Genomic DNA, 17,763 nt, shown 5'->3' with positions numbered 1-17,763 from the left:
GTTCCGATGACGAGGGCTCCGGCGCAGTGCGCCGAGGCGCACTCGCGCCAACGCCGCGGCGAGCTCGCGTGCAGATCGGCCCGCCAGCGCGGCCGAGCAGGATCAGTTCATCGGCCACGATCCGATGCCGTCACCGCATCCGCTCCGGCTGGCGGTGCGGATGCTGCGCGGTGTCCGCGGCGCGCCAGCGCGATCGTCCAGGCGACGCCGACGAGGAGCAGTAGCCCGCCGGCGGCATTCCACGCGACGTCATACGGCAGCAGCTCCCCCGCCTCGGCTCGCGCGGCGCGCGGCATGCAATGGGGGACGGCATCGACATGCGCCCAGGGTTGCACGGGTACGGATCCTGGCTATCGGCGGACGCTCAGATCCCCATGGCGCCCGAGGCATTCTGCGCTCGTCCGGACGTCCTTAACACTCCCGGCTCCGACACCACGTCCAAGACGCTCCACCGCGAATCGGAGAGCGATGGCGCGGCATGCGCCGGTACGACGCGGTCTCTTTGAAGCGACTCGATCGCCGGTCCGGGCCGCGGCGTCCTGCCGCTCCGGTGACGGCTCCCTCCGCCGGGGAGCTCAGCGCACTTGGCTTACCGCCACGCCGCCGGGCCGCCGGCGGGACGCATGACGTCCGGCTTCTCGGTACCAGCGCGCGCAGAAGAGCGCCACGATCGCGGCCTCGATCAGCTGCCCGCGTAGTACGTGAGCTGCGCGCCGGCTGCACGTCACCGACGGCATACAGGTCGGGAGGAGTGGCGAAGAGCGTCTTGGCGAGGATGCTGTGCGACGCCATCGTGGCGAGGGGTGCGACTGCGGTGGTGAGGTGAGGCGCTCGATGCGGTGTCGAGTCGAGGCCGATGGCCGCGGTCGTCAGGAGGTAGCCCGCGAGGAGCAGGTGGGCGTGGACCGCCACGTGCACCAGCGAACCGGACTGCATCCAGCCGACCAGGGGTGTCGAATAGATCTGCCACAGTCCGCCGGCATTGAGACACGCTGCGGTGACGGCTCGCGTGTCGCCTCTCGCCTGGATGGACAGACGCGGGTCGGCGGGCGCCGCCCTCGCTCATCCACTCCTGTTCTCGAATACTCCTGGGGGTATAGTTGGATGCATCAGCGGGGACCGCGGATCGTGCCGGCACAAGCCTTCGGCCGACTCCCGCCCGCCCCGAGTCGCTTGGAGCAAGTCATGAGCTACGGCATCACCACGACAGTCGCCCTCCCCTTCGACGAAACGGTCACCGCGATCCGCGCGGCGCTCGCCACGCAGGGATTCGGCGTGCTAACCGAGATCGACATGGCGGCGACGCTCAAGGCGAAGCTCGATGTCGACATGCCCCCGCAGGTGATCCTGGGCGCGTGCAATCCTCCGCTCGCGCTCCGCGCGCTCCAGGCGGAGGAGTCCATCGGACTGCTACTCCCCTGCAACGTCACGGTGCGCGACGCCGGCGACGGTACGTCGGTCGTCGAGGCGCTCGACCCGAAGGTCATGGTCGGCGTCACCGGGAACGAGGCGCTGCGAGCGGTCGCAGACGAAGCGGCGGACCGCCTGAGCGCAGCGCTGGCCGAAGTCGGCAGCGGCAACGAGTGACGGCGCGACTGCGCCTTAAGCACGAGAACGGGGAGGTCGAAGCATGTTGATGGGCAACTGGAGCGGCATGGGCAACTGGAGCGGCATGGGCAACTGGGGCGGCATGGGCAACTGGGGCGGCATGGGCAACTGGGGCGGCATGGGCCCCGGAATGGGGTGGGTGTTCCTGCTCTTGATGATCGCGGGCATCGCGGCGCTCGTCGTCCTGACGGTGCGGCTCGCGACCGGCGGTCTGAACCGCGGAGGCCACCGGCCACCGGAGCCGCGAGGCGGATCGGCGCGCGCCATTCTCGACGAGCGCTACGCGCGTGGCGAGATCGACCACGCTGAGTACGACGAGCGAGTCGCACGCCTGCGCGACGCTCCTTGATGGAGCCGATCACCCGCCGCCAGGCTCTGCTGCTGGGCGCCTGCGGCGCCGCGGGCGTGGTACTCGGTGGGCTCGGGCTCAGCAGCACGGGTCTGCCCTGGACCTCGCCCGATGCAACGCCCTCCGGGCCGCTGGCCGAGCCGAGCTCGCTGCGAAGCCGCGGGGGCGTGCTCCGCACCGAGCTGGTCGCCGCGGAGCACGAGAACGAGATAGCCGGCCGCAGGGCGCTCGTGCTCGGCTACAACGGCAGCGTCCCGGCCTCGACGTGGCGCGTGCGCCCGGGCGACCGCATCGAGGTCCGCCTCGAGAACCGTCTTCGCGAGCCGACCAATCTCCACACGCATGGGCTCCACGTCTCCCCGACAGGGAACGGAGACAATCCCCTCATCAGCCTCGCACCCGGCGAGGTGTTCGACTACCGCTTCGACCTTCCTCCCGACCACCCCAGCGGCGTGTTCTGGTATCACCCCCACCACCACGGCAACGTCGCCGATCAGATCTTCGGCGGCCTCTTCGGTGCCATCGTGGTCGAAGGCGACGCGCTCCCGGTCGCCCGCGAGCGGGTGCTCGTGATCTCGGACATCTCGTTCGCCGGCGGAGCCGTCGCTGCCGCTTCGGAGGCAGATCGCATGATGGGCCGGGAGGGCGACTTCCTGATGGTCAACGGTCAACTGCTGCCCGAGATCGTCGCGCGGCCGCGGGAGCGGGAGCGCTGGCGGATCGTCAATGCCTGCACGGCGCGCTACCTCCGACTCGCGCTGCCTGGTCAGCGGCTGGAGCTCCTGGGCATCGACTCCGGGCACGAACCGCGGCCCCGCGCCGTCGATGAGGTCCTGCTGGCTCCAGGCAACAGGGCGGATCTCCTGGTGACGATGCAGGCCGGAAGTGCCCAGCTGCGCACACTCGGCTACGACCGGGGCGCCGCCATGATGGGCGGGATGATGGCCGGCGGGGGCAGCTCCTCCGGCCCGGCGCTGCTCGCCTTCGTCGAAGTTCGCGGGCCCGACGCCGCGGTGCTGCCCGCCGTGCCCCCGCGCGCGCCCGACGCCGACCTGCGCTCCCGCACTCCCGACGCGCTGCGCGAGATCTCCTTCACCATGACCATGGGGATGGGCATGCCGCAGCAGGGCGGGATGATGGCCCTGGGTTTCGACGGGCGCGCATTCGACGCGGGGCGCATCGATCAGCGCGTCGGCGCGGAGACCGTGGAGGAGTGGACGATCCGCAACCCCACGCCGATGGATCATCCGTTCCACCTGCACGTCTGGCCGATGCAGCTGATCCAGGTGAACGGATCGGCGATCGACGGCACCCAGTGGCGGGACGTCGTGAACGTCCCGGCTCAGGGCTCGGTCGTGGTGCGCATCGACTTCGCACGGTTCACGGGCCTCACGGTCTACCACTGCCACATCCTCGATCACGAGGACCTAGGGATGATGGGAACGGTCAAGGCTGCATGAGCGGCGGCCAGCTGCTGGACACCGAGGTTCGCTACCTCACCGAAGACGACGAGTCGATCGATAGCCGGAGCGTTCGACCAGTTCAAGTCCGGTGGGCGACGGACCTATTTCCGTCCCCACTCTCCAATCAGTCACTTGCGTGGGCTCCCTCATCAGCGCCTGCCCAGCACGCTTACAGGGCACCGAGGCCAGCTCTCGAGCGTGCAGCCCTTCGCGGGGTACCCTCAGCGCATGCCATGCCCATGACCCCCCGCCGAACTGGCTGCACAACTCGGCCACGATGACGACGGGCGCGCAATCCGCGCCTTCTTCGTTACCCGACGACGGACGCGGGCACTTCAGCACACATCCCCTGCAAGCTGACGCCCGAGCAGGCCGAACGGGTGCGCGAGCGCTACGTCGCAAGGGCTGTCTGCTGTCGATGCCGCGCGGTGAGATAGAGCCGGTGCGCGGTGATGACGACCGCGAGCCAGCCCACTCCCAACATCCATGCGACGAGCACGTCGGTGAACCAGTGGTGGCCGAGGTAGATGCGGCTGATGCCGATGCTGACGGCGAACACCACGGCCACGGCGATGGTCGCGACCTGGACGACACGGCTCGACTGCCGCAGGAGCAGCATGTAGGCGATCGCGCCCGCAATCGCTGTGGCGTTGAGCGTGTGCCCACTTGGGAACGAGGGCGAATGCTCGAACGGTGGCACGGCGTCGTTGAACCCCGGCCGCACCCGCGCGACGAGTCCCTTGCCGACGACCGTCATCAGCAGCGATCCCACGCCCGCGGCCCCGATGATCAGAACCGGCGCCCAGTTGCGGCGACGCAGCGTCAGCACGACGATGGCGAGCACGGCGATGATCGGCATCACGATCACGCCGCCGATGTTCGTGTACCACGTCACCGCCGTATCGAGCCACGGCGACCTAACCGTCACGAACGCCGCGAGCACCGGACGGTCCAAGCCTGCGACGCCGTCGGATTCTGTCACCGCGTCGTAGACCCAGGCCGCCGCGAGCGTCGCGAGCGCTGCGACCACCGCGCCGACCGCCAGGATGAGGACGAGAGCCGCGTGAGGCCCGAGCAGCTCGCTCAGGCGGTGGACCATCAAAGCGCCGACCCGGCCGGCGCGCGACGGCCAACGGGTCAGATCCTTCGTGCCCAGGTGGCGCTCGACCTCGACTTCCGCGTCGGGACCCGTCTGCTTCGGGTCCTCGCGATCCCGCTGCATCGATGCTCCTGTCCGCCGGCCTGGAGCGATCCTGGCACGGCGTTCCCGATCGAGCACGCCTGCGGCGCTCGCACCTGAGAGCGCTCTCAGGTGGTCTCAGAGTCGCCACAGTGCCGGACCGGGAGTCTCATCACATCGACTCGATCACCGGGTCGGCCCGGACCGGCAAGGGTTCGGAAACCGAACAGGAGCACACCATGAAGAACCTCAAGAAGAAGGCAGCCGTGACCGGCATCATCGCCACGACGCTCGCCTTCGGTGGAGCCGGCCTCGCCATGGCGGCGAACCCCGACAGCACGCAGCCGTCGTCCTCGGCGACCGACGAGCAGGAACCGTCGTACACGGGCACCGTGCAGGCGCCGCAGGACGCGACCTCCCCCGACGGCACCGACACGGAGCTGTCCGAGGCCGACGAGGCCGCGAGCCTGCAGAGCCTCGCCACGGTCACGCCCGAGGAGGCGACGGCAGCAGCGCTCGCAGCGGTGCCCGGCACCGCCGGCGACGCGACGCTCGAGGACGAGAACGGCTACGTCGTCTACGAGGTCCAGGTGACCGCGGCCGACGGCTCCGTGATCGAGGTCAAGGTCGACGCCGGCGACGCGAGCGTGCTCGCGCAGGAGGCTGACGAGCCCGAGTGCACCGACGAGGCCACCGAGAACGGCACCGAGCAGCAGGACGAGACGGGCGAGAACGGCGCCGAAGACCCCAACACCTGACCCCCGACCACCGCCGGCGGAGCAACGCGCTCCGTCGGCGCTGTCGCACGCTCAGCGTCAGTCCGATGAATCAGGAGAATCACACGTGCCCGACGTCTTCCTCGCAGGCCTGCTCGACCCGGTCTCGCTCCTCACCGGAGCAGGGCCGTGGGTGCTGCTCGCCCTCGCCGCCATCATCTTCGTCGAGACGGGACTGCTGTTCCCCTTCCTGCCGGGCGACAGCCTGCTGTTCGCCGCCGGACTGCTGAGCCCGCAGCTCGGCCTTCCCATCCCGCTCGTGCTGGTCGTCGCGGCGGCCGCAGCCATTGCCGGCGATCAGATCGGCTACCTGCTGGGTCGGCGCTACGGTCGGCGGCTGTTCTCGCCTGACGCGAGGATCCTCAAGTCCTCATATCTCGAGCAGGCGGACGCGTTCTTCCTCAAGCACGGCGCGAGAGCGCTCGTGCTGGCTCGCTTCGTGCCGATCGCGCGCACCTTCGTTCCACCGGTCGTGGGAATGTCCCGCCTGCCGTACCGCACCTTCGTCCTCTGGAACGTGCTCGGGGCGGTCGCGTGGGTCGCGATCGCCGTGCTCGCCGGGCGGTGGCTCGGCGGCGTGGCGCGGGTCGCGCACAACGTCGACGCCATCGCCCTTGCGGTCGTCGCGATCTCTGTCGTCCCGCTGGTGATCGAGGTGGTGCGCGCTCGCCGAGCGGCACGCCTGCGCGACGCGGACTGAACGACCACGGGAGTGGAGCGCGGCAGTCACAATGGAACGCATGCGGGTGCTGCTTGTGGAGGACGAACGACGGCTGGCCGAGGCGGTCCGACACGGGCTGATCGCCGAGGCGTTCAGCGTCGACTGGGCCGACAACGGCATCGACGGACTGTGGAAGGCCAAGGAGCAGCAGTACGACGTCGTGGTGCTGGACATCATGCTGCCGGGCCTCAACGGCTACAAGGTGTGCGAGGGCATGCGCGCAGCCGGCATCTGGACGCCCGTGCTGATGCTGACGGCGAAGGACAGAGAATACGACCAGGCGGATGCCTTCGACCTGGGTGCCGACGACTGCCTGATCAAGCCGTGCTCGTTCATCGTGCTCGTCGCGAGGCTGCGAGCGCTCGTGCGCCGCGGCGCGCCGGAGCGGCCGGTCGCGCTCAGCGTGGGCGACCTTTCGCTGGATCCGGTGCGCCACCGCGTCGAGCGCGGCGGGACGGAGATCGCGCTCACGCCGCGGGAGTTCGGGCTGCTCGAGTTCTTGATGCGGCACCCCGGCGAGGTCGCCACGAAGACGCAGATCGTGGAGGCGGTCTGGGACGCGGCCTACGAGGGCGACCACAACGTGGTGGAGGTCTACATCGGCTACCTGAGGAAGAAGATTGACCAGCCGTTCGGACGCACATCGATCAGGACGGTGCGCGGTGTCGGCTATCGACTCATAGCTCGGGACTGACCTCTCGAGTCCGGGTCCGTCCGCGTCGTCACGCCCGGCGTCACGCCTCGCACTGCCGCGGCAGCGTGACGCGCAGCGCAGCTCCGGTGCCGCTGTCGACGACCTCGACCTTGCCGCCGTGAGCGAGCACGATCTCCTTGACGATCGCGAAGCCGAGTCCGGTGCCGCCCTCGTCGCGGGCCCTGCTCTCGTCCAGCCGCACGAAGCGGTCGAACACGCGCTCCCGGTCAGCGGCGGGGATGCCCGGCCCGTCGTCGCGCACTTCGATGACGGCAATGCCGTCCTCGGCTCGCACACTCAGCGCCACCACCTCGCGCGCGTGCCGCACGGCATTGTCGACGAGGTTCCGGACGGCCTGGGCCAGCTGAGGCGACGACCCAGAGACGCGCACCGCCTCGATCCTCGCCTCGACCGTCAAGGCGGTGGTGGAGCGGATGCGGTCGCGCTCGGCCGCGAGCAGATCGTCGAGGTCGACGTCATGCTGCTCTCGGGCGAGCCCCCGCTCGTCAGCTCGGGCGAGCAGCAGCAGCCCGTTCACGAGCCGCTCCATCCGTGTCGCCTCCTCGACGAAAGCCTCCGCGGCGGTCCCAGAGAGCGCCCCGTCGGGATGGGCGACGACCGTCTCCCCCATCGCCTTGATCGTGGCGATCGGGCTGCGCAGCTCGTGGCTGGCGTCGGCGACGAACCGCCGCTGCGAGAGCTGAGCCGCCTCCAGCCGCCCCAGCATCCCATTCATCGTCACGGCCAGCCGGCCGATCTCGTCCTGCGCCGCGGGGACGGGCACGCGCTCGGTCAACTGCCGTCCGCCGATCGCGGCCACCTTCGCACGGATGGCCTCCACCGGCTGCAGCGAGCGACCAACGAGCCAGTACGTCGAGACAGCGACGACGAGCACAAGGATGGGGTAGCCGATCGCCAGCAGCGGCAGCACTGCGGCCGTGCTCTCGTCCACCGACTCGAGCGACTGCGCGACGAGGACGGTGTACGTCCCGGTCGGCGTCCCGATGGCGGCGCGCGCGACTCGGTACGCCTCTTCCTCCTCCACCGGCAGCGTCGCATCGTCCCAGACGATCCCGTCGGCGGGGTCGAGGGGCTGGCCGAGCGCAGGCTCACCTTCCAGGTCGGCCGACTGGCTCGCCACGTCGCCGTCGGCGGTGAGGATCTGCACGACCGTGCCCTGGCGCGACGCGCTCTGCGCGGTCGACCCTAGCGACCGCGCCAGCGCGTCGGCGCTCGTTCCAGCCGGGATCGCCTCGAGCTCGACGAAGACCTCCTCGACGCGGTCCTGCACCGACGCCTCGACACTCGCGCTCAACGAGCGCCGCAGCAGCAGTACGAGCGCCGCCGAACCCAGCGCGAGCGCGACGGCGACGATGATGGTGGCGGCCAGCGCTGCTCGGGCTCGAACCCCGATGACGCCGCGCAGCGGCTCCGGCGCGCGAGACGAGCTCGTGCTGGTGCCGTGATTCATCGCTCCGCCCTTGCCATGGCCGAACGATATCCCAGCCGATTCAGCGGTGTGCTCGCGCCTGAGAGCGCTCTCAGGTGGCCAGGTCGGCCCGGATCGGCAGCGGTCCGCCGTGCCGCTCAGCCAATGGACGCGGGCACCTCGTAGTCGGTTGCGGCTAGGTCCAGCTCATCCGGTCCCGAATCGGCGTCGACGATCGAGACGGCGCTCGGACGTCAGACTGCTGAACCTGGGCGATGCTCATAGCCACGTCCTTCGCCTCCGGTGCGCTGAAACGGGCGCGCCAGACCTGCGCATCCACGGCGAGGCGCACCACCGCTCCATCGCGTTCGGCGAGCGGCTCAACAGCTCCGAGGCGAGCCAGGATGCGGCCCATCACCGGATCGTTGGGTTCGACGAGCATAGACCGCGCCATTCGCGCCGTTCGTTCGTCGGTCGCCAGTTCACTCAAGCTCGGCATCGTCGGTTCCTCTCGGCGTTCGTCACCGACGACGTGCGCCGACAGCCCTGGGGGATCAGCGGCGCGGAGGTGCGTTATGAACCGTCGCTGGCGTCGTCCATGATGAGCCCAGCCTCGACCAGCGCCGCTCGCACGGCCGTGCGGTGGACACCCATCCGGCGACCGATCGCCCGCATCGAGACTCCCGCTCGCGCAAGGCGCACGGCCTCCGCTTTCTCATCAATGCCGAGCCCGGGCCGACGGCTCGGTACGTTGCGACGACGGAGGTGGGAGAACACCGTGGCACGATGGATTCCGTACCGCTCCGCGAGGTGCTTGACGCCCATCCCGGCCAGGTAGTCGCCCACGAGAGCGTCCACCTCAGCAGCGGTCAGAAAAGTTTGAGCCGTCTCGACAGTCCTTACGACTGGCCCCCGATCGTCCCTCGGAGCGCTACTCAGGGGACGCCGCGAGACCTCGTACACACCACGATTCATGCGGTTGACTAGGGTCTTCGTCTTCGGGGAGGAGTTGCCGAACGTGCTACCCAGGCACCCCATGCTTTCCCCTCATGAGGCGCGATCGTGATCGAGATGGATGCCGAGGCCTTCGAGGACCTCGTGGCGTCCGAACTCGACGCCCTGCCCGATGAGATGGTCGCCGGTCTCGACAACGTCGTCTTCGTCGTCGAGGACCGCCCCGAGGACGGATCCCTCGATCTGCTCGGACTGTACGACGGCCTCGCCCTGACCGAGCGCGACCGGTACGGAATGGGAGATCTCCCCGACCGCATCATCGTCTACCGCGAGCCGCACCTGGATGCGTGCGACGACCTCGATCAACTCCGCGACGAGGTGCACACGACGCTCGTGCACGAGATCGCCCACTTCTACGGGATCGACGACACACGACTGCACGAACTGGGATGGGCGTGACATGAGCATCGCGAGTCCCGACCTCGACGAACAGGTCGACCTGCAGGCATCCACCTCGGGTCCCTGGCAGACGGTCGTCTGGAACGACCCGGTGAACCTCATGAGCTACGTCATCCACGTCTTCCGCGAGTACTTCGGGTACTCCCGTGAGAAGGCGCACAGGTTGATGCTGGCGGTCCACCACGACGGGCACGCCGTCGTGGCCGAAGGGTCGCGGGAGCAGATGGAACTCCACGCGCAGGCGATGCACGACTACGGACTCTGGGCGACCGTGCGCGAGGCGGGATCGTGACCGGCCGGCGGGTGAGCCTCGAGCTCACGCTGCTCGAGGCGGCGCACCTGTCGGACCTCCTCGCGCAGTTCGAAGAGGTCGTGGCCGAGCGGGACGCTCGCGATCCCGCCGTCCGCCGGCTCGTCCCCGATGCCTACCGCGACGACGCCGACGCGGCCGCGGAGTTCCGCCGCCTCACGCAGGACGACATCCTGGAGCGACGGCTGACGGATGCCGGGGTGGTGCGCGCGTCGCTGCGCCGGGACGGACGCGACCTGGCCCCTGCGGAGCTCGACCGCACCCAGGCCGAGGACGCGCTGGTCGTCGAGCTGACGCCGGAGGTCGCCGGCGCCTGGCTGCGGACCCTCGCCGCGCTGCGGCTCGTGCTCGCGGAGCGGCTCGGCGTCACCGGCGAAGACCACGACGGCGACGGGGATCCCCGCTTCGGGGTGTACGAGTGGGTCGGGTACCGACTCGACGTGCTCGTCCGCGCCCTCGACGACTGACGGAGGATCAGGGCAGGACGACGACGATCCGCGCGAGCTCCGCCGGTCGGTTCTCGCGCAGGTGCGCATCCTCCTGCGCCGCCCACCGCTCCCAGTGCGGGCGATAGGCATCGCCGTCGCGGGCGAGGGCGCGCGCCTTGCGCGCGGCATCCGGTGCCTCCAGCCAGACCGTGACGTCCGCGAGAACGGCGGATGCCGCGGTGAGGACGCCGGCTCCTTCGACGATGACCACCGGGGCGGGCTCGACCGTCGCGTGACGTCCCGACGGTCTGTCGCGGGACCAGTCCCAGAGCGGCCACCGGGCGGGCTCACCGCGCCGGAGCGGCGTCAGGACCCGCTCGTGCACGATGTCGGTCGCCGCCCGCAGTCCGTCCCACCCCGGGTAGACGTCGTCGAGCCGCACGACGGCCGCATCCGGGAACCGCCCGGCCAGCGTGTCGGCGAAGGTCGATTTGCCGGCACCCGAGCGTCCGTCGATCAGGACGACGACCGGGACGCCGGACGCCGCGTTCACCGCGTCGGCGACCCGCTCGATCCCCGCCGCTGCCGCAGTGGTGAGGGAGGGATCAGCGGGTGAGGGCACGGATGACGCGGCTGAGCGCCCGTCCGGCGACCCACACGAAAGGGATCCCGACCGCGAGGAGCGAGACGAGGTTCGGCTCGAACCGCAGGTCGTCGCCCTTGCGGATGTAGGCGCCGACCGGGATCGCGGCACCTCCGCCACCGCCGCCGCCGCCGTTGGGGTCCTCCCCCGCGCCGAAGCCCGACCAGGTGAGGGCGACGGGGATGAGCCGGATGCCGTCGACGTCCTGCTGCTCGCCGTAGACGCTCGTGACACCGAGGGACGCGAATTGCTTGCCGAGTTCGAGAGGGAGGTTGGCCATGACGACCACGCTAGCCGGTCGCATCACCACGCACAGGGGCTTGCGCGTGACGCGTCCTCACTCCTGCACCGGTCGCGGGTTGGTCGGCAGCGCATTGACGTCGCGTCTGGGGCCGAGTGTGCTCGCCCTCGTCACGGCGCCGCGCCCGAAGCGCGAGCGCGCGTCGTCGAGTGCGGCGTCGACGCGGCGCCACTCGGCATCGTCGTCCCACAGTGCGAGGCCGCCCACGCCGTCGGCGGTCAGCTTCTCGCCGCGCACGCCGATGAGGCGCACGGGTTGCACGAGATCGATCTTCGAGAAGAGGTCGAGGGCGACGTCGCCGATCCGTTGGCCGACGTTGGTGGGCTCGGGGACGCTCACCGACCGCGACAGCGTCGTGAAGTCGGAGAACCGCACCTTCACCGCGATCGTGCGGGCCTCCCAGCCGCCCGCGCGGAGGCGGCTCGCGACCCGGTCCGACAACCGCCGGAACTCGCTCCGCAGCGTCGCGACGTCGGACACGTCCTCGAGGAAGGTCTCTTCGTGACCGACGCTCTTCTCGGTGTGCTCGGTCTGCACGGACCGCGGATCGATCCCGCGGGCCAGCTGCGACACGCGGGCGCCCATCGCCGGTCCCAGCGCCCGGTCGAGGACGCCCCGGGGCGTGTTCAGGATGTCCGACACCATCCGGATGCCGCGGGCCTCGAGCGCCTCGGCTGCTTTCGGTCCCACGCCCCACAGCGCGCCCACGGGCCGCGCCGCGAGGAACGCCTGGGTCTCCGGCTCACTGACGATGAGGAGCCCGTCGGGTTTCGAGACGGTCGAGGCGATCTTGGCGACGTGTTTCGTGGCGGCGACGCCGATGCTGCACGTCAGTCCGGTCTCGTCGAGCACGCGACGCCGGACCATGCGGGCGATCTCGCCGGGACTCCCCCACAGCCGGCGCGCGCCGCTCACATCGAGGAACGCCTCGTCGATCGAGAGCGGCTCCACGAGCGGGGTGACGTCGCGGAAGATCGCCATGACCTTCTTCGACAGCTCCGAGTAGCGTTCGAACCGCGGCACGACGACGATCGCCTGCGGGCACAGCTGCAGGGCGCGCCCGACCGACATGGCGGAGCGCACGCCGAAGCGCCGGGCCTCGTACGAGGCGCTCGAGACGACGCCGCGCCCCTCCATGCCGCCGACGATGAGCGGCTTGCCCGCCAGGGACGGGTCGTAGAGGACCTCGACCGACGCGTAGAACGCGTCCATGTCGACATGGAGGATGCGGGTGCCGGTGTCGTCGGCGCCGTCGGGCGAGACGATCCGCCCCGTCCCGTCACCGCGTCCCATACGTCCATTGTCGACGATGCCGCCGACACCGGTCCGGATCCGGTGCCGACGGCATCGTCACGGCGTCACTGGCCGGCGCGCTCCAGGATGAGCTCGCGGACACGGGCGGCATCCGCCTGGCCCTTCATCGCCTTCATGACCGCACCGATGACGGCGCCGGCGGCCTGGACCTTGCCGTCCTGGATCTTCGCCAGCACGTCGGGCTGGGCGGCGAGGGCCTCGTCGATCGCGGCGATGAGCGCCCCGTCGTCCGAGACGACGGCGAGACCGCGGGCGTCGACGACCTCCTGCGGCGTGCCCTCCCCCGCGATGACGCCTTCCAGGACCTGACGGGCCAGCTTGTCGGTGAGGGTGCCGGCATCCACCAGCTTCTGCAGCTGCGCCACCGACTCCGGCGACACGAGGGCGGCGGGCTCGGTGCCCTGCGCGTTCGCGATGCGGGTGATCTCGCCCGTCCACCACTTGCGGGCGGATGCCGGTGACGCGCCGGCGGCGATCGTCGCCTCGACCTCGGCGAGCAGCCCGCCGTTCGCGACGTCCTGGAATTCGAGGTCGGTGAACCCCCACTCCGCCTTCAGCCGGCGCCGGTACACCGCCGGAGCCTCGGGGAGCGCCGCGCGGAGCTCTTCGATCAGCTCTGCGGACGGCTCGACGGGGAGCAGGTCGGGCTCGGGGAAGTAGCGGTAGTCGTCGGCATCCGACTTGGGACGACCCGGCGAGGTGCGCCCGGTGTCCTCATGCCAGTGCCGCGTCTCCTGCGTGATGGTGCCGCCGGCGGCGAGGATCGCGGCCTGCCGCTGGATCTCGTAGCGCACGGCGCGCTCGACCGAGCGCATCGAGTTGACGTTCTTCGTCTCGGTGCGGGTGCCGAGCTTCTCCTGTCCGCGCGGGCGCAGCGAGACGTTCGCGTCGCAGCGGAGGTTGCCGCGCTCCATGCGGGCCTCGGAGATGCCGAGCGAGCGCACGATGTCGCGGATCGCGGCGACGTAGGCCTTGGCGACCTCGGGGGCGCGGTGCTCCGTGCCGAATATCGGCTTGGTGACGATCTCGACGAGGGGCACGCCGGCGCGGTTGTAGTCGACGAGCGAGTACTCGGCACCCTGGATGCGACCGGTCGCGCCGCCCATGTGGGTGAGCTTGCCGGCATCCTCCTCCATGTGCGCGCGCTCGATCGGCACGACGACGACGTCGCCGCCCTCGAGTTCGATCTCGACGCTGCCCTCGAAGGCGATGGGCTCGTCGTACTGGGAGATCTGGTAGTTCTTGCCGAGGTCGGGGTAGAAGTAGTTCTTCCGCGCGAACCGCGACGACGGCGCGATCGAGCAGCCGAGGGCGAGGCCCAGGCTGATCGAGTAGCGAACGGCGGTCTCGTTCACGACCGGCAGCGACCCCGGCAGCCCCATGTCGACGGGCGCGACGAGCGTGTTGGGTGCCGCATCGTGGTTCGCCTCGTTCGCGGGGTTGCCGGCGGGCGAGAACATCTTGGTCTCGGTGTTGAGCTCGACGTGGACCTCGAATCCGAGGACGGGCTCGAACAGCTCGAGCGCGGTGTCGAAGTCCATCAGCGCGTCCTTGGCCATCAGCGGGCTCCTCCGAGGATCGGGGCGCGGTCCAGGATCGGACCGCCCCAGCTGTCGACGAGCAGCGCCTCGAGCGCCGCCCCCACGCGGTACAGTCGCGCGTCCTCGCGGGCGGGAGCGACGAACTGGATGCCGACGGGCAACCCGTCCTCTTCCGCGAGGCCCGAGGGGATCGAGATGCCGGGGACGCCGGCGAGGTTGACCGGGATGGTCGTGACGTCGTTGAGGTACATCTGCAGCGGGTCGTCGAGCTGCTCGCCCAGGCGGAACGCGGTCGTCGGCGCGGACGGCGTCGCGATGACGTCGACCTGCGCGAACGCCTCGTCGAAGTCGCGCTGGATGAGGGTGCGGACCTTCTGCGCGCTGCCGTAGTAGGCGTCGTAGTAGCCCGCCGAGAGCGCGTAGGTGCCGAGGATGACGCGGCGCTTGACCTCGTCGCCGAAGCCGGCGTCGCGCGTGGCGGCCATGACGTCCTCGACGGTGCCGCCGGGCACGTTCACCCGCATCCCGAAACGGACCGAGTCGAACTTCGCCAGGTTGCTGGACGCCTCCGCCGGGAGGATCAGGTAATACGCGGCGACGCCGTACTCGAAGTGCGGTGCGCTGACCTCGACGATCTCGGCGCCGGCTGCCTCCATCGCGGCGAGGGACGCTCGGAAAGATGCCGAGACGCCGGACTGGAAGCCGGAGTCGTCGAGCTCGCGGATGACGCCGACCTTCAGACCCTTGAGGACCTCGCCGGTCGCGCCCTCGCGGGCGGCGGCGGCGAACGACGGCCAGGCGTCGGTCAGCGACGTCGCGTCGTGCGGGTCGTGCCCGCCGATGACGTCGTGCAGGAGCGCCGAGTCGAGGACGGTGCGCGAGACGGGACCGACCTGGTCGAGGCTCGAGGCGAGGGCGATCGCGCCGTAGCGGCTCACGCCGCCGTATGTGGGCTTCATACCGACGGTGCCGGTGACGTGCGCGGGCTGGCGGATCGAGCCGCCCGTGTCGGAACCGAGCGCGAGCGGTGCTTCGAAGGCGGCGACCGCAGCGGCCGAACCGCCGCCGGAGCCGCCGGGGATCCGATCGAGGTCCCACGGGTTGCGGGTCGGGCCGTACGCCGAGTGCTCGGTCGACGAGCCCATCGCGAACTCGTCCATGTTGGTCTTGCCGAGCGGGACGAGGCCCGCCGCCCGGGATCGTGCGACGACGGTCGCGTCGTAGGGCGACATGTAGCCCTCGAGGATCTTCGAGCCGCTCGTGGAGGGCATGTCGGTCGTCACGAGGACGTCCTTGATCGCCAAGGGCACGCCGGCCAGCTCGCCGAGCTCCTCGCCGGCGGCGCGACGGCGGTCGATGTCCGCCGCGACCTCGACCGCGTGGTCGGAGACGTGGAGGAAGGCGTGCACGTCGCCGTCGACGGCGGCGATGCGGTCGAGGTGGGCCTGGGTGGCCTCGACGCTCGAGAGCTCGCCGGAGCGCAGCTTCGCGGAGAGGTCGGCGGCGGTCAGCTTCAGGATGTCGCTCACTGCTCCTCCCCCAGGATCGCGGTCACGCGGAACCGGCCGTCGGCGGCATCCGGTGCGTTCTGGAGCACCTCGTCGACGGTCAGCATGTCGCCGGGGACATCGGGACGGAAGACGTTGCGCAGCGGGATCGGGTGGCTCGTCGCGGCGACCTCGGGGGTGGCGACTTCGGACACCTTGGCGATGTTGTCGACGATCGCGTCGAGCTGGCCGGTGAGCCGCGCCACCTCCTCGTCGCTCAGCTGGATCCGGGCGAGCACGCCGAGATGGCGCACGAGATCGGGGGTGATTTCTGACACCCCGACAGTCTAGTTCGGGCCGGTCGCCCTCCCGAGCCCGCGCCGACCCGCGCCCTAGGCTGGGGGCGTGACCGATTCGCCCTCCGCCGATCGCCCGTGGCTCTCCTCGTACGGTGAGGGCGTCCCCCTCGACCTGCCCCTCATCGACGGGTCGTTGATGGACCTGCTCGACGAGTCCGCGCGCGACTACCCGGACGCGCCCGCCCTCCAGTTCTTCGGCCGCGAGACGACGTACGCGGCTCTGCACGACGCCGTGAACCGGGCCGCCGCGGGGCTGCGCGATCTCGGGGTGAACAAGGGCGACCGGGTCGCGATCGTCCTCCCCAACTGCCCGCAGCACATCATCGCGTTCTATGCCGTCCTGCGACTGGGCGCGGTCGTCGTCGAGCACAACCCGCTCTACACCCCGCGGGAGCTGCGGACGCAGTTCCAGGACCACGGCGCGCGGCACGCCATCGTGTGGGACAAGGTCGCGCCGACCGTGCAGGGGTTCCCCGCGGACCTCCGGGTCGAGGCGCTCGTCGCCGTCGACGTCACGCGGGCGCTGCCCCTGCACACGCGCCTCGCGCTGCGGCTGCCCGTGAAGAAGGCGCGGGAATCGCGTGCCGCTTTGACCTCGCCGGCGCGCGGTGCGCTGTCGTGGGACGACCTCGTGCGGACGCCGGCACTGGCGGCATCCCACCCCGGTCCGCGGACCGAGGACCTCGCGGTCCTGCAGTACACCTCGGGGACGACGGGGACACCGAAGGGGGCGATGCTGACGCACCGCAACCTGCTCGCCAACGCCCGGCAGAGCCAAGCGTTCATCCCGGCCGTGCAGCGCGGGGACGGATGCGTCTTCTACGCCGTCCTGCCGATGTTCCACGCCTACGGGCTCACCCTCTGCCTCACCTTCGCCATGTCGATGGGAGCGCGTCTCGTGCTCTTCCCCAAGTTCGACCCCGACATGGTGATCGATGCGGTCAAGAAGCACCCGCCCACCGTCCTCCCGCTGGTCCCGCCCATCGCCGAGCGGCTGCTCGCGCGGGCACGCGAGCGCGGCGCTTCGATCCGCGGCATCCGGATCGGCGTCTCGGGGGCGATGGCCCTCTCCCCTGCCCTCGTCGAGCCGTTCGAGGAGGCCACCGGCGGTTACCTCATCGAGGGTTACGGCCTGAGCGAGTGCTCCCCCGTCCTCATGGTCAACCCGCCCGCCGACAACCGGAAGGCGGGCACCATCGGCATCCCGATCCCAGGAACGGACGCGCGGGTCGTCGACCCCGACAACCCGTCGCGTGTCCTCGGCGACGGCGAGCCGGGCGAACTCGTGGTGCGGGGACCGCAGGTGTTCTCGGGGTACTACGGTAAGCCGGAGGAGACCGAGAAGGTGCTCGTCGACGGCTGGTTCCGCACCGGCGATATCGTCGAGCGCGACGCCGACGGCTTCTTCCGCGTGGTCGACCGCCTGAAGGAACTCATCGTCACGGGCGGGTTCAACGTGTCGCCCTCCGAGGTGGAGGCCACGCTCCGGCAGCACCCGCAGGTCGCGGATGCCGCCGTCGTCGGTCTCCCCGACGCGCACAGCGGCGAGCAGGTCGTCGCCGTCGTGATCCCCGCCCCGGGGGTGGGCGAAGTCGACGTCGAGGACGTCCGCGCGTTCGCCCGCACCCGGCTGACGCCCTACAAGGTGCCGAAGCGGATTGAGACGGTCGACGAGCTGCCGCGCTCGCTCATCGGCAAGGTCCTGCGCCGACAGGTGCGCGACGCGCTCCTCGCGAAGGACGCCTGA

At 70.4% G+C, this 17,763-nt stretch carries 22 protein-coding genes; 10 read left to right on the top strand and 12 right to left on the bottom strand.

Features of this window, described 5'->3' with window-relative positions:
• Positions 1-107: 107 nt before the first annotated feature.
• Both ACPEH0_RS02570 and ACPEH0_RS02565 read right to left on the bottom strand, forming a co-directional pair.
• On the bottom strand, positions 108-296 hold the full coding sequence (locus ACPEH0_RS02570) for a hypothetical protein (protein ID WP_366213087.1): 189 nt from the start codon (positions 294-296) through the stop codon (positions 108-110).
• Positions 297-411: 115 nt separating this feature from the next.
• Complete coding sequence (locus tag ACPEH0_RS02565; protein ID WP_423719416.1) at positions 412-1,029, bottom strand: cytochrome c oxidase assembly protein; 618 nt, start codon at positions 1,027-1,029, stop codon at positions 412-414.
• Between the two features lie 156 nt (positions 1,030-1,185).
• Here ACPEH0_RS02565 and ACPEH0_RS02560 point away from each other — a divergent pair, with 156 nt between their 5' ends.
• From ACPEH0_RS02560 to ACPEH0_RS02550, 3 genes are read left to right on the top strand one after another with little or no spacing between them, the layout of a single operon-like run.
• Positions 1,186-1,587 (top strand): DUF302 domain-containing protein, encoded by a 402-nt coding sequence (locus tag ACPEH0_RS02560; RefSeq protein WP_366213088.1) that lies wholly within the window; start codon positions 1,186-1,188, stop codon positions 1,585-1,587.
• A gap of 49 nt (positions 1,588-1,636) precedes the next feature.
• Complete coding sequence (locus ACPEH0_RS02555; protein WP_366213089.1) at positions 1,637-1,957, top strand: SHOCT domain-containing protein; 321 nt, start codon at positions 1,637-1,639, stop codon at positions 1,955-1,957.
• Positions 1,957-3,417 carry a multicopper oxidase family protein gene (locus ACPEH0_RS02550; RefSeq protein WP_071645090.1) on the top strand — a complete coding sequence of 487 codons (1,461 nt, stop codon included), beginning with the start codon at positions 1,957-1,959 and terminating at the stop codon, positions 3,415-3,417. Before ACPEH0_RS02555 ends, ACPEH0_RS02550 begins: the two co-directional genes overlap by 1 nt.
• A gap of 394 nt (positions 3,418-3,811) precedes the next feature.
• On the opposite strand, the gene ACPEH0_RS02545 is transcribed toward ACPEH0_RS02550, so the two are convergent.
• A complete protein-coding gene (locus ACPEH0_RS02545) occupies positions 3,812-4,642 on the bottom strand; it encodes a phosphatase PAP2 family protein (protein WP_033107199.1) in 831 nt (276 codons plus the stop codon).
• 197 nt (positions 4,643-4,839) lie between these two features.
• Here ACPEH0_RS02545 and ACPEH0_RS02540 point away from each other — a divergent pair, with 197 nt between their 5' ends.
• The 3 genes from ACPEH0_RS02540 (at position 4,840) to ACPEH0_RS02530 (ending at position 6,791) form a co-directional block, all read left to right on the top strand.
• The gene (locus ACPEH0_RS02540; RefSeq protein WP_016465076.1) at positions 4,840-5,358 is read left to right on the top strand and encodes a PepSY domain-containing protein; all 519 of its coding nucleotides are present in this window, start codon (positions 4,840-4,842) and stop codon (positions 5,356-5,358) included.
• Between the two features lie 85 nt (positions 5,359-5,443).
• Positions 5,444-6,076, top strand: coding sequence for a VTT domain-containing protein (locus ACPEH0_RS02535; protein WP_359917836.1), 633 nt, complete (start codon positions 5,444-5,446; stop codon positions 6,074-6,076).
• A gap of 40 nt (positions 6,077-6,116) precedes the next feature.
• The gene (locus tag ACPEH0_RS02530) at positions 6,117-6,791 is read left to right on the top strand and encodes a response regulator transcription factor (RefSeq protein WP_366213091.1); all 675 of its coding nucleotides are present in this window, start codon (positions 6,117-6,119) and stop codon (positions 6,789-6,791) included.
• Positions 6,792-6,831: 40 nt separating this feature from the next.
• Here the strand turns inward: ACPEH0_RS02530 and ACPEH0_RS02525 are convergent, their stop codons facing one another.
• From ACPEH0_RS02525 to ACPEH0_RS02515, 3 genes are all read right to left on the bottom strand, one after another.
• Complete coding sequence (locus tag ACPEH0_RS02525; RefSeq protein ID WP_366213092.1) at positions 6,832-8,262, bottom strand: sensor histidine kinase; 1,431 nt, start codon at positions 8,260-8,262, stop codon at positions 6,832-6,834.
• 154 nt (positions 8,263-8,416) lie between these two features.
• On the bottom strand, positions 8,417-8,719 hold the full coding sequence (locus ACPEH0_RS02520; protein ID WP_228545768.1) for a hypothetical protein: 303 nt from the start codon (positions 8,717-8,719) through the stop codon (positions 8,417-8,419).
• A gap of 74 nt (positions 8,720-8,793) precedes the next feature.
• The gene (locus ACPEH0_RS02515; RefSeq protein WP_177243847.1) at positions 8,794-9,078 is read right to left on the bottom strand and encodes a helix-turn-helix domain-containing protein; all 285 of its coding nucleotides are present in this window, start codon (positions 9,076-9,078) and stop codon (positions 8,794-8,796) included.
• Positions 9,079-9,291: 213 nt separating this feature from the next.
• Between ACPEH0_RS02515 and ACPEH0_RS02510 the strand changes: the two genes are divergently transcribed.
• Genes ACPEH0_RS02510 through ACPEH0_RS02500 form a run of 3 tightly spaced genes read left to right on the top strand, consistent with a single transcriptional unit; the run spans position 9,292 to position 10,410 of the window.
• Entirely contained in the window at positions 9,292-9,633 is a 342-nt protein-coding gene (locus tag ACPEH0_RS02510) for a metallopeptidase family protein (RefSeq protein ID WP_064002475.1), read from the top strand.
• A gap of 1 nt (position 9,634) precedes the next feature.
• Positions 9,635-9,925, top strand: a complete 291-nt coding sequence (gene clpS / locus ACPEH0_RS02505) for an ATP-dependent Clp protease adapter ClpS (protein WP_366213093.1) — start codon at positions 9,635-9,637, stop codon at positions 9,923-9,925.
• The gene (locus ACPEH0_RS02500; protein WP_359917831.1) at positions 9,922-10,410 is read left to right on the top strand and encodes a DUF2017 family protein; all 489 of its coding nucleotides are present in this window, start codon (positions 9,922-9,924) and stop codon (positions 10,408-10,410) included. Before clpS ends, ACPEH0_RS02500 begins: the two co-directional genes overlap by 4 nt.
• A gap of 7 nt (positions 10,411-10,417) precedes the next feature.
• Here the strand turns inward: ACPEH0_RS02500 and ACPEH0_RS02495 are convergent, their stop codons facing one another.
• The 6 genes from ACPEH0_RS02495 to gatC all read right to left on the bottom strand — a co-directional run bounded on the left by ACPEH0_RS02495 (position 10,418) and on the right by gatC (position 15,995).
• Complete coding sequence (locus ACPEH0_RS02495) at positions 10,418-10,993, bottom strand: hypothetical protein (RefSeq protein ID WP_217531973.1); 576 nt, start codon at positions 10,991-10,993, stop codon at positions 10,418-10,420.
• The gene (locus ACPEH0_RS02490) at positions 10,977-11,294 is read right to left on the bottom strand and encodes a hypothetical protein (RefSeq protein ID WP_064002474.1); all 318 of its coding nucleotides are present in this window, start codon (positions 11,292-11,294) and stop codon (positions 10,977-10,979) included. The genes ACPEH0_RS02495 and ACPEH0_RS02490 overlap by 17 nt, the downstream gene beginning before the upstream one ends.
• Before the next feature lie 57 nt (positions 11,295-11,351).
• Positions 11,352-12,608 carry a DNA polymerase IV gene (gene dinB / locus ACPEH0_RS02485; RefSeq protein ID WP_253034418.1) on the bottom strand — a complete coding sequence of 419 codons (1,257 nt, stop codon included), beginning with the start codon at positions 12,606-12,608 and terminating at the stop codon, positions 11,352-11,354.
• A 65-nt stretch (positions 12,609-12,673) separates the two neighbouring features.
• The gene (gene gatB / locus ACPEH0_RS02480; protein WP_217531978.1) at positions 12,674-14,188 is read right to left on the bottom strand and encodes an Asp-tRNA(Asn)/Glu-tRNA(Gln) amidotransferase subunit GatB; all 1,515 of its coding nucleotides are present in this window, start codon (positions 14,186-14,188) and stop codon (positions 12,674-12,676) included.
• Complete coding sequence (gene gatA, locus ACPEH0_RS02475; RefSeq protein ID WP_217531980.1) at positions 14,188-15,699, bottom strand: Asp-tRNA(Asn)/Glu-tRNA(Gln) amidotransferase subunit GatA; 1,512 nt, start codon at positions 15,697-15,699, stop codon at positions 14,188-14,190. The genes gatB and gatA overlap by 1 nt, the downstream gene beginning before the upstream one ends.
• Positions 15,696-15,995, bottom strand: a complete 300-nt coding sequence (gene gatC / locus ACPEH0_RS02470; protein ID WP_217531982.1) for an Asp-tRNA(Asn)/Glu-tRNA(Gln) amidotransferase subunit GatC — start codon at positions 15,993-15,995, stop codon at positions 15,696-15,698. Before gatC ends, gatA begins: the two co-directional genes overlap by 4 nt.
• 67 nt (positions 15,996-16,062) lie before the next feature.
• Here gatC and ACPEH0_RS02465 point away from each other — a divergent pair, with 67 nt between their 5' ends.
• Complete coding sequence (locus ACPEH0_RS02465) at positions 16,063-17,763, top strand: long-chain-fatty-acid--CoA ligase (RefSeq protein WP_366213094.1); 1,701 nt, start codon at positions 16,063-16,065, stop codon at positions 17,761-17,763.

Origin of the sequence: Microbacterium sp. NPDC079356, assembly GCF_049545465.1 — a bacterium.
In the GTDB taxonomy this organism is placed as follows: domain Bacteria; phylum Actinomycetota; class Actinomycetes; order Actinomycetales; family Microbacteriaceae; genus Microbacterium; species Microbacterium gawkjiense.
Note: the sequence above shows the minus strand (reverse complement) of the source record. Positions and strands in the feature narration are given on the sequence as shown.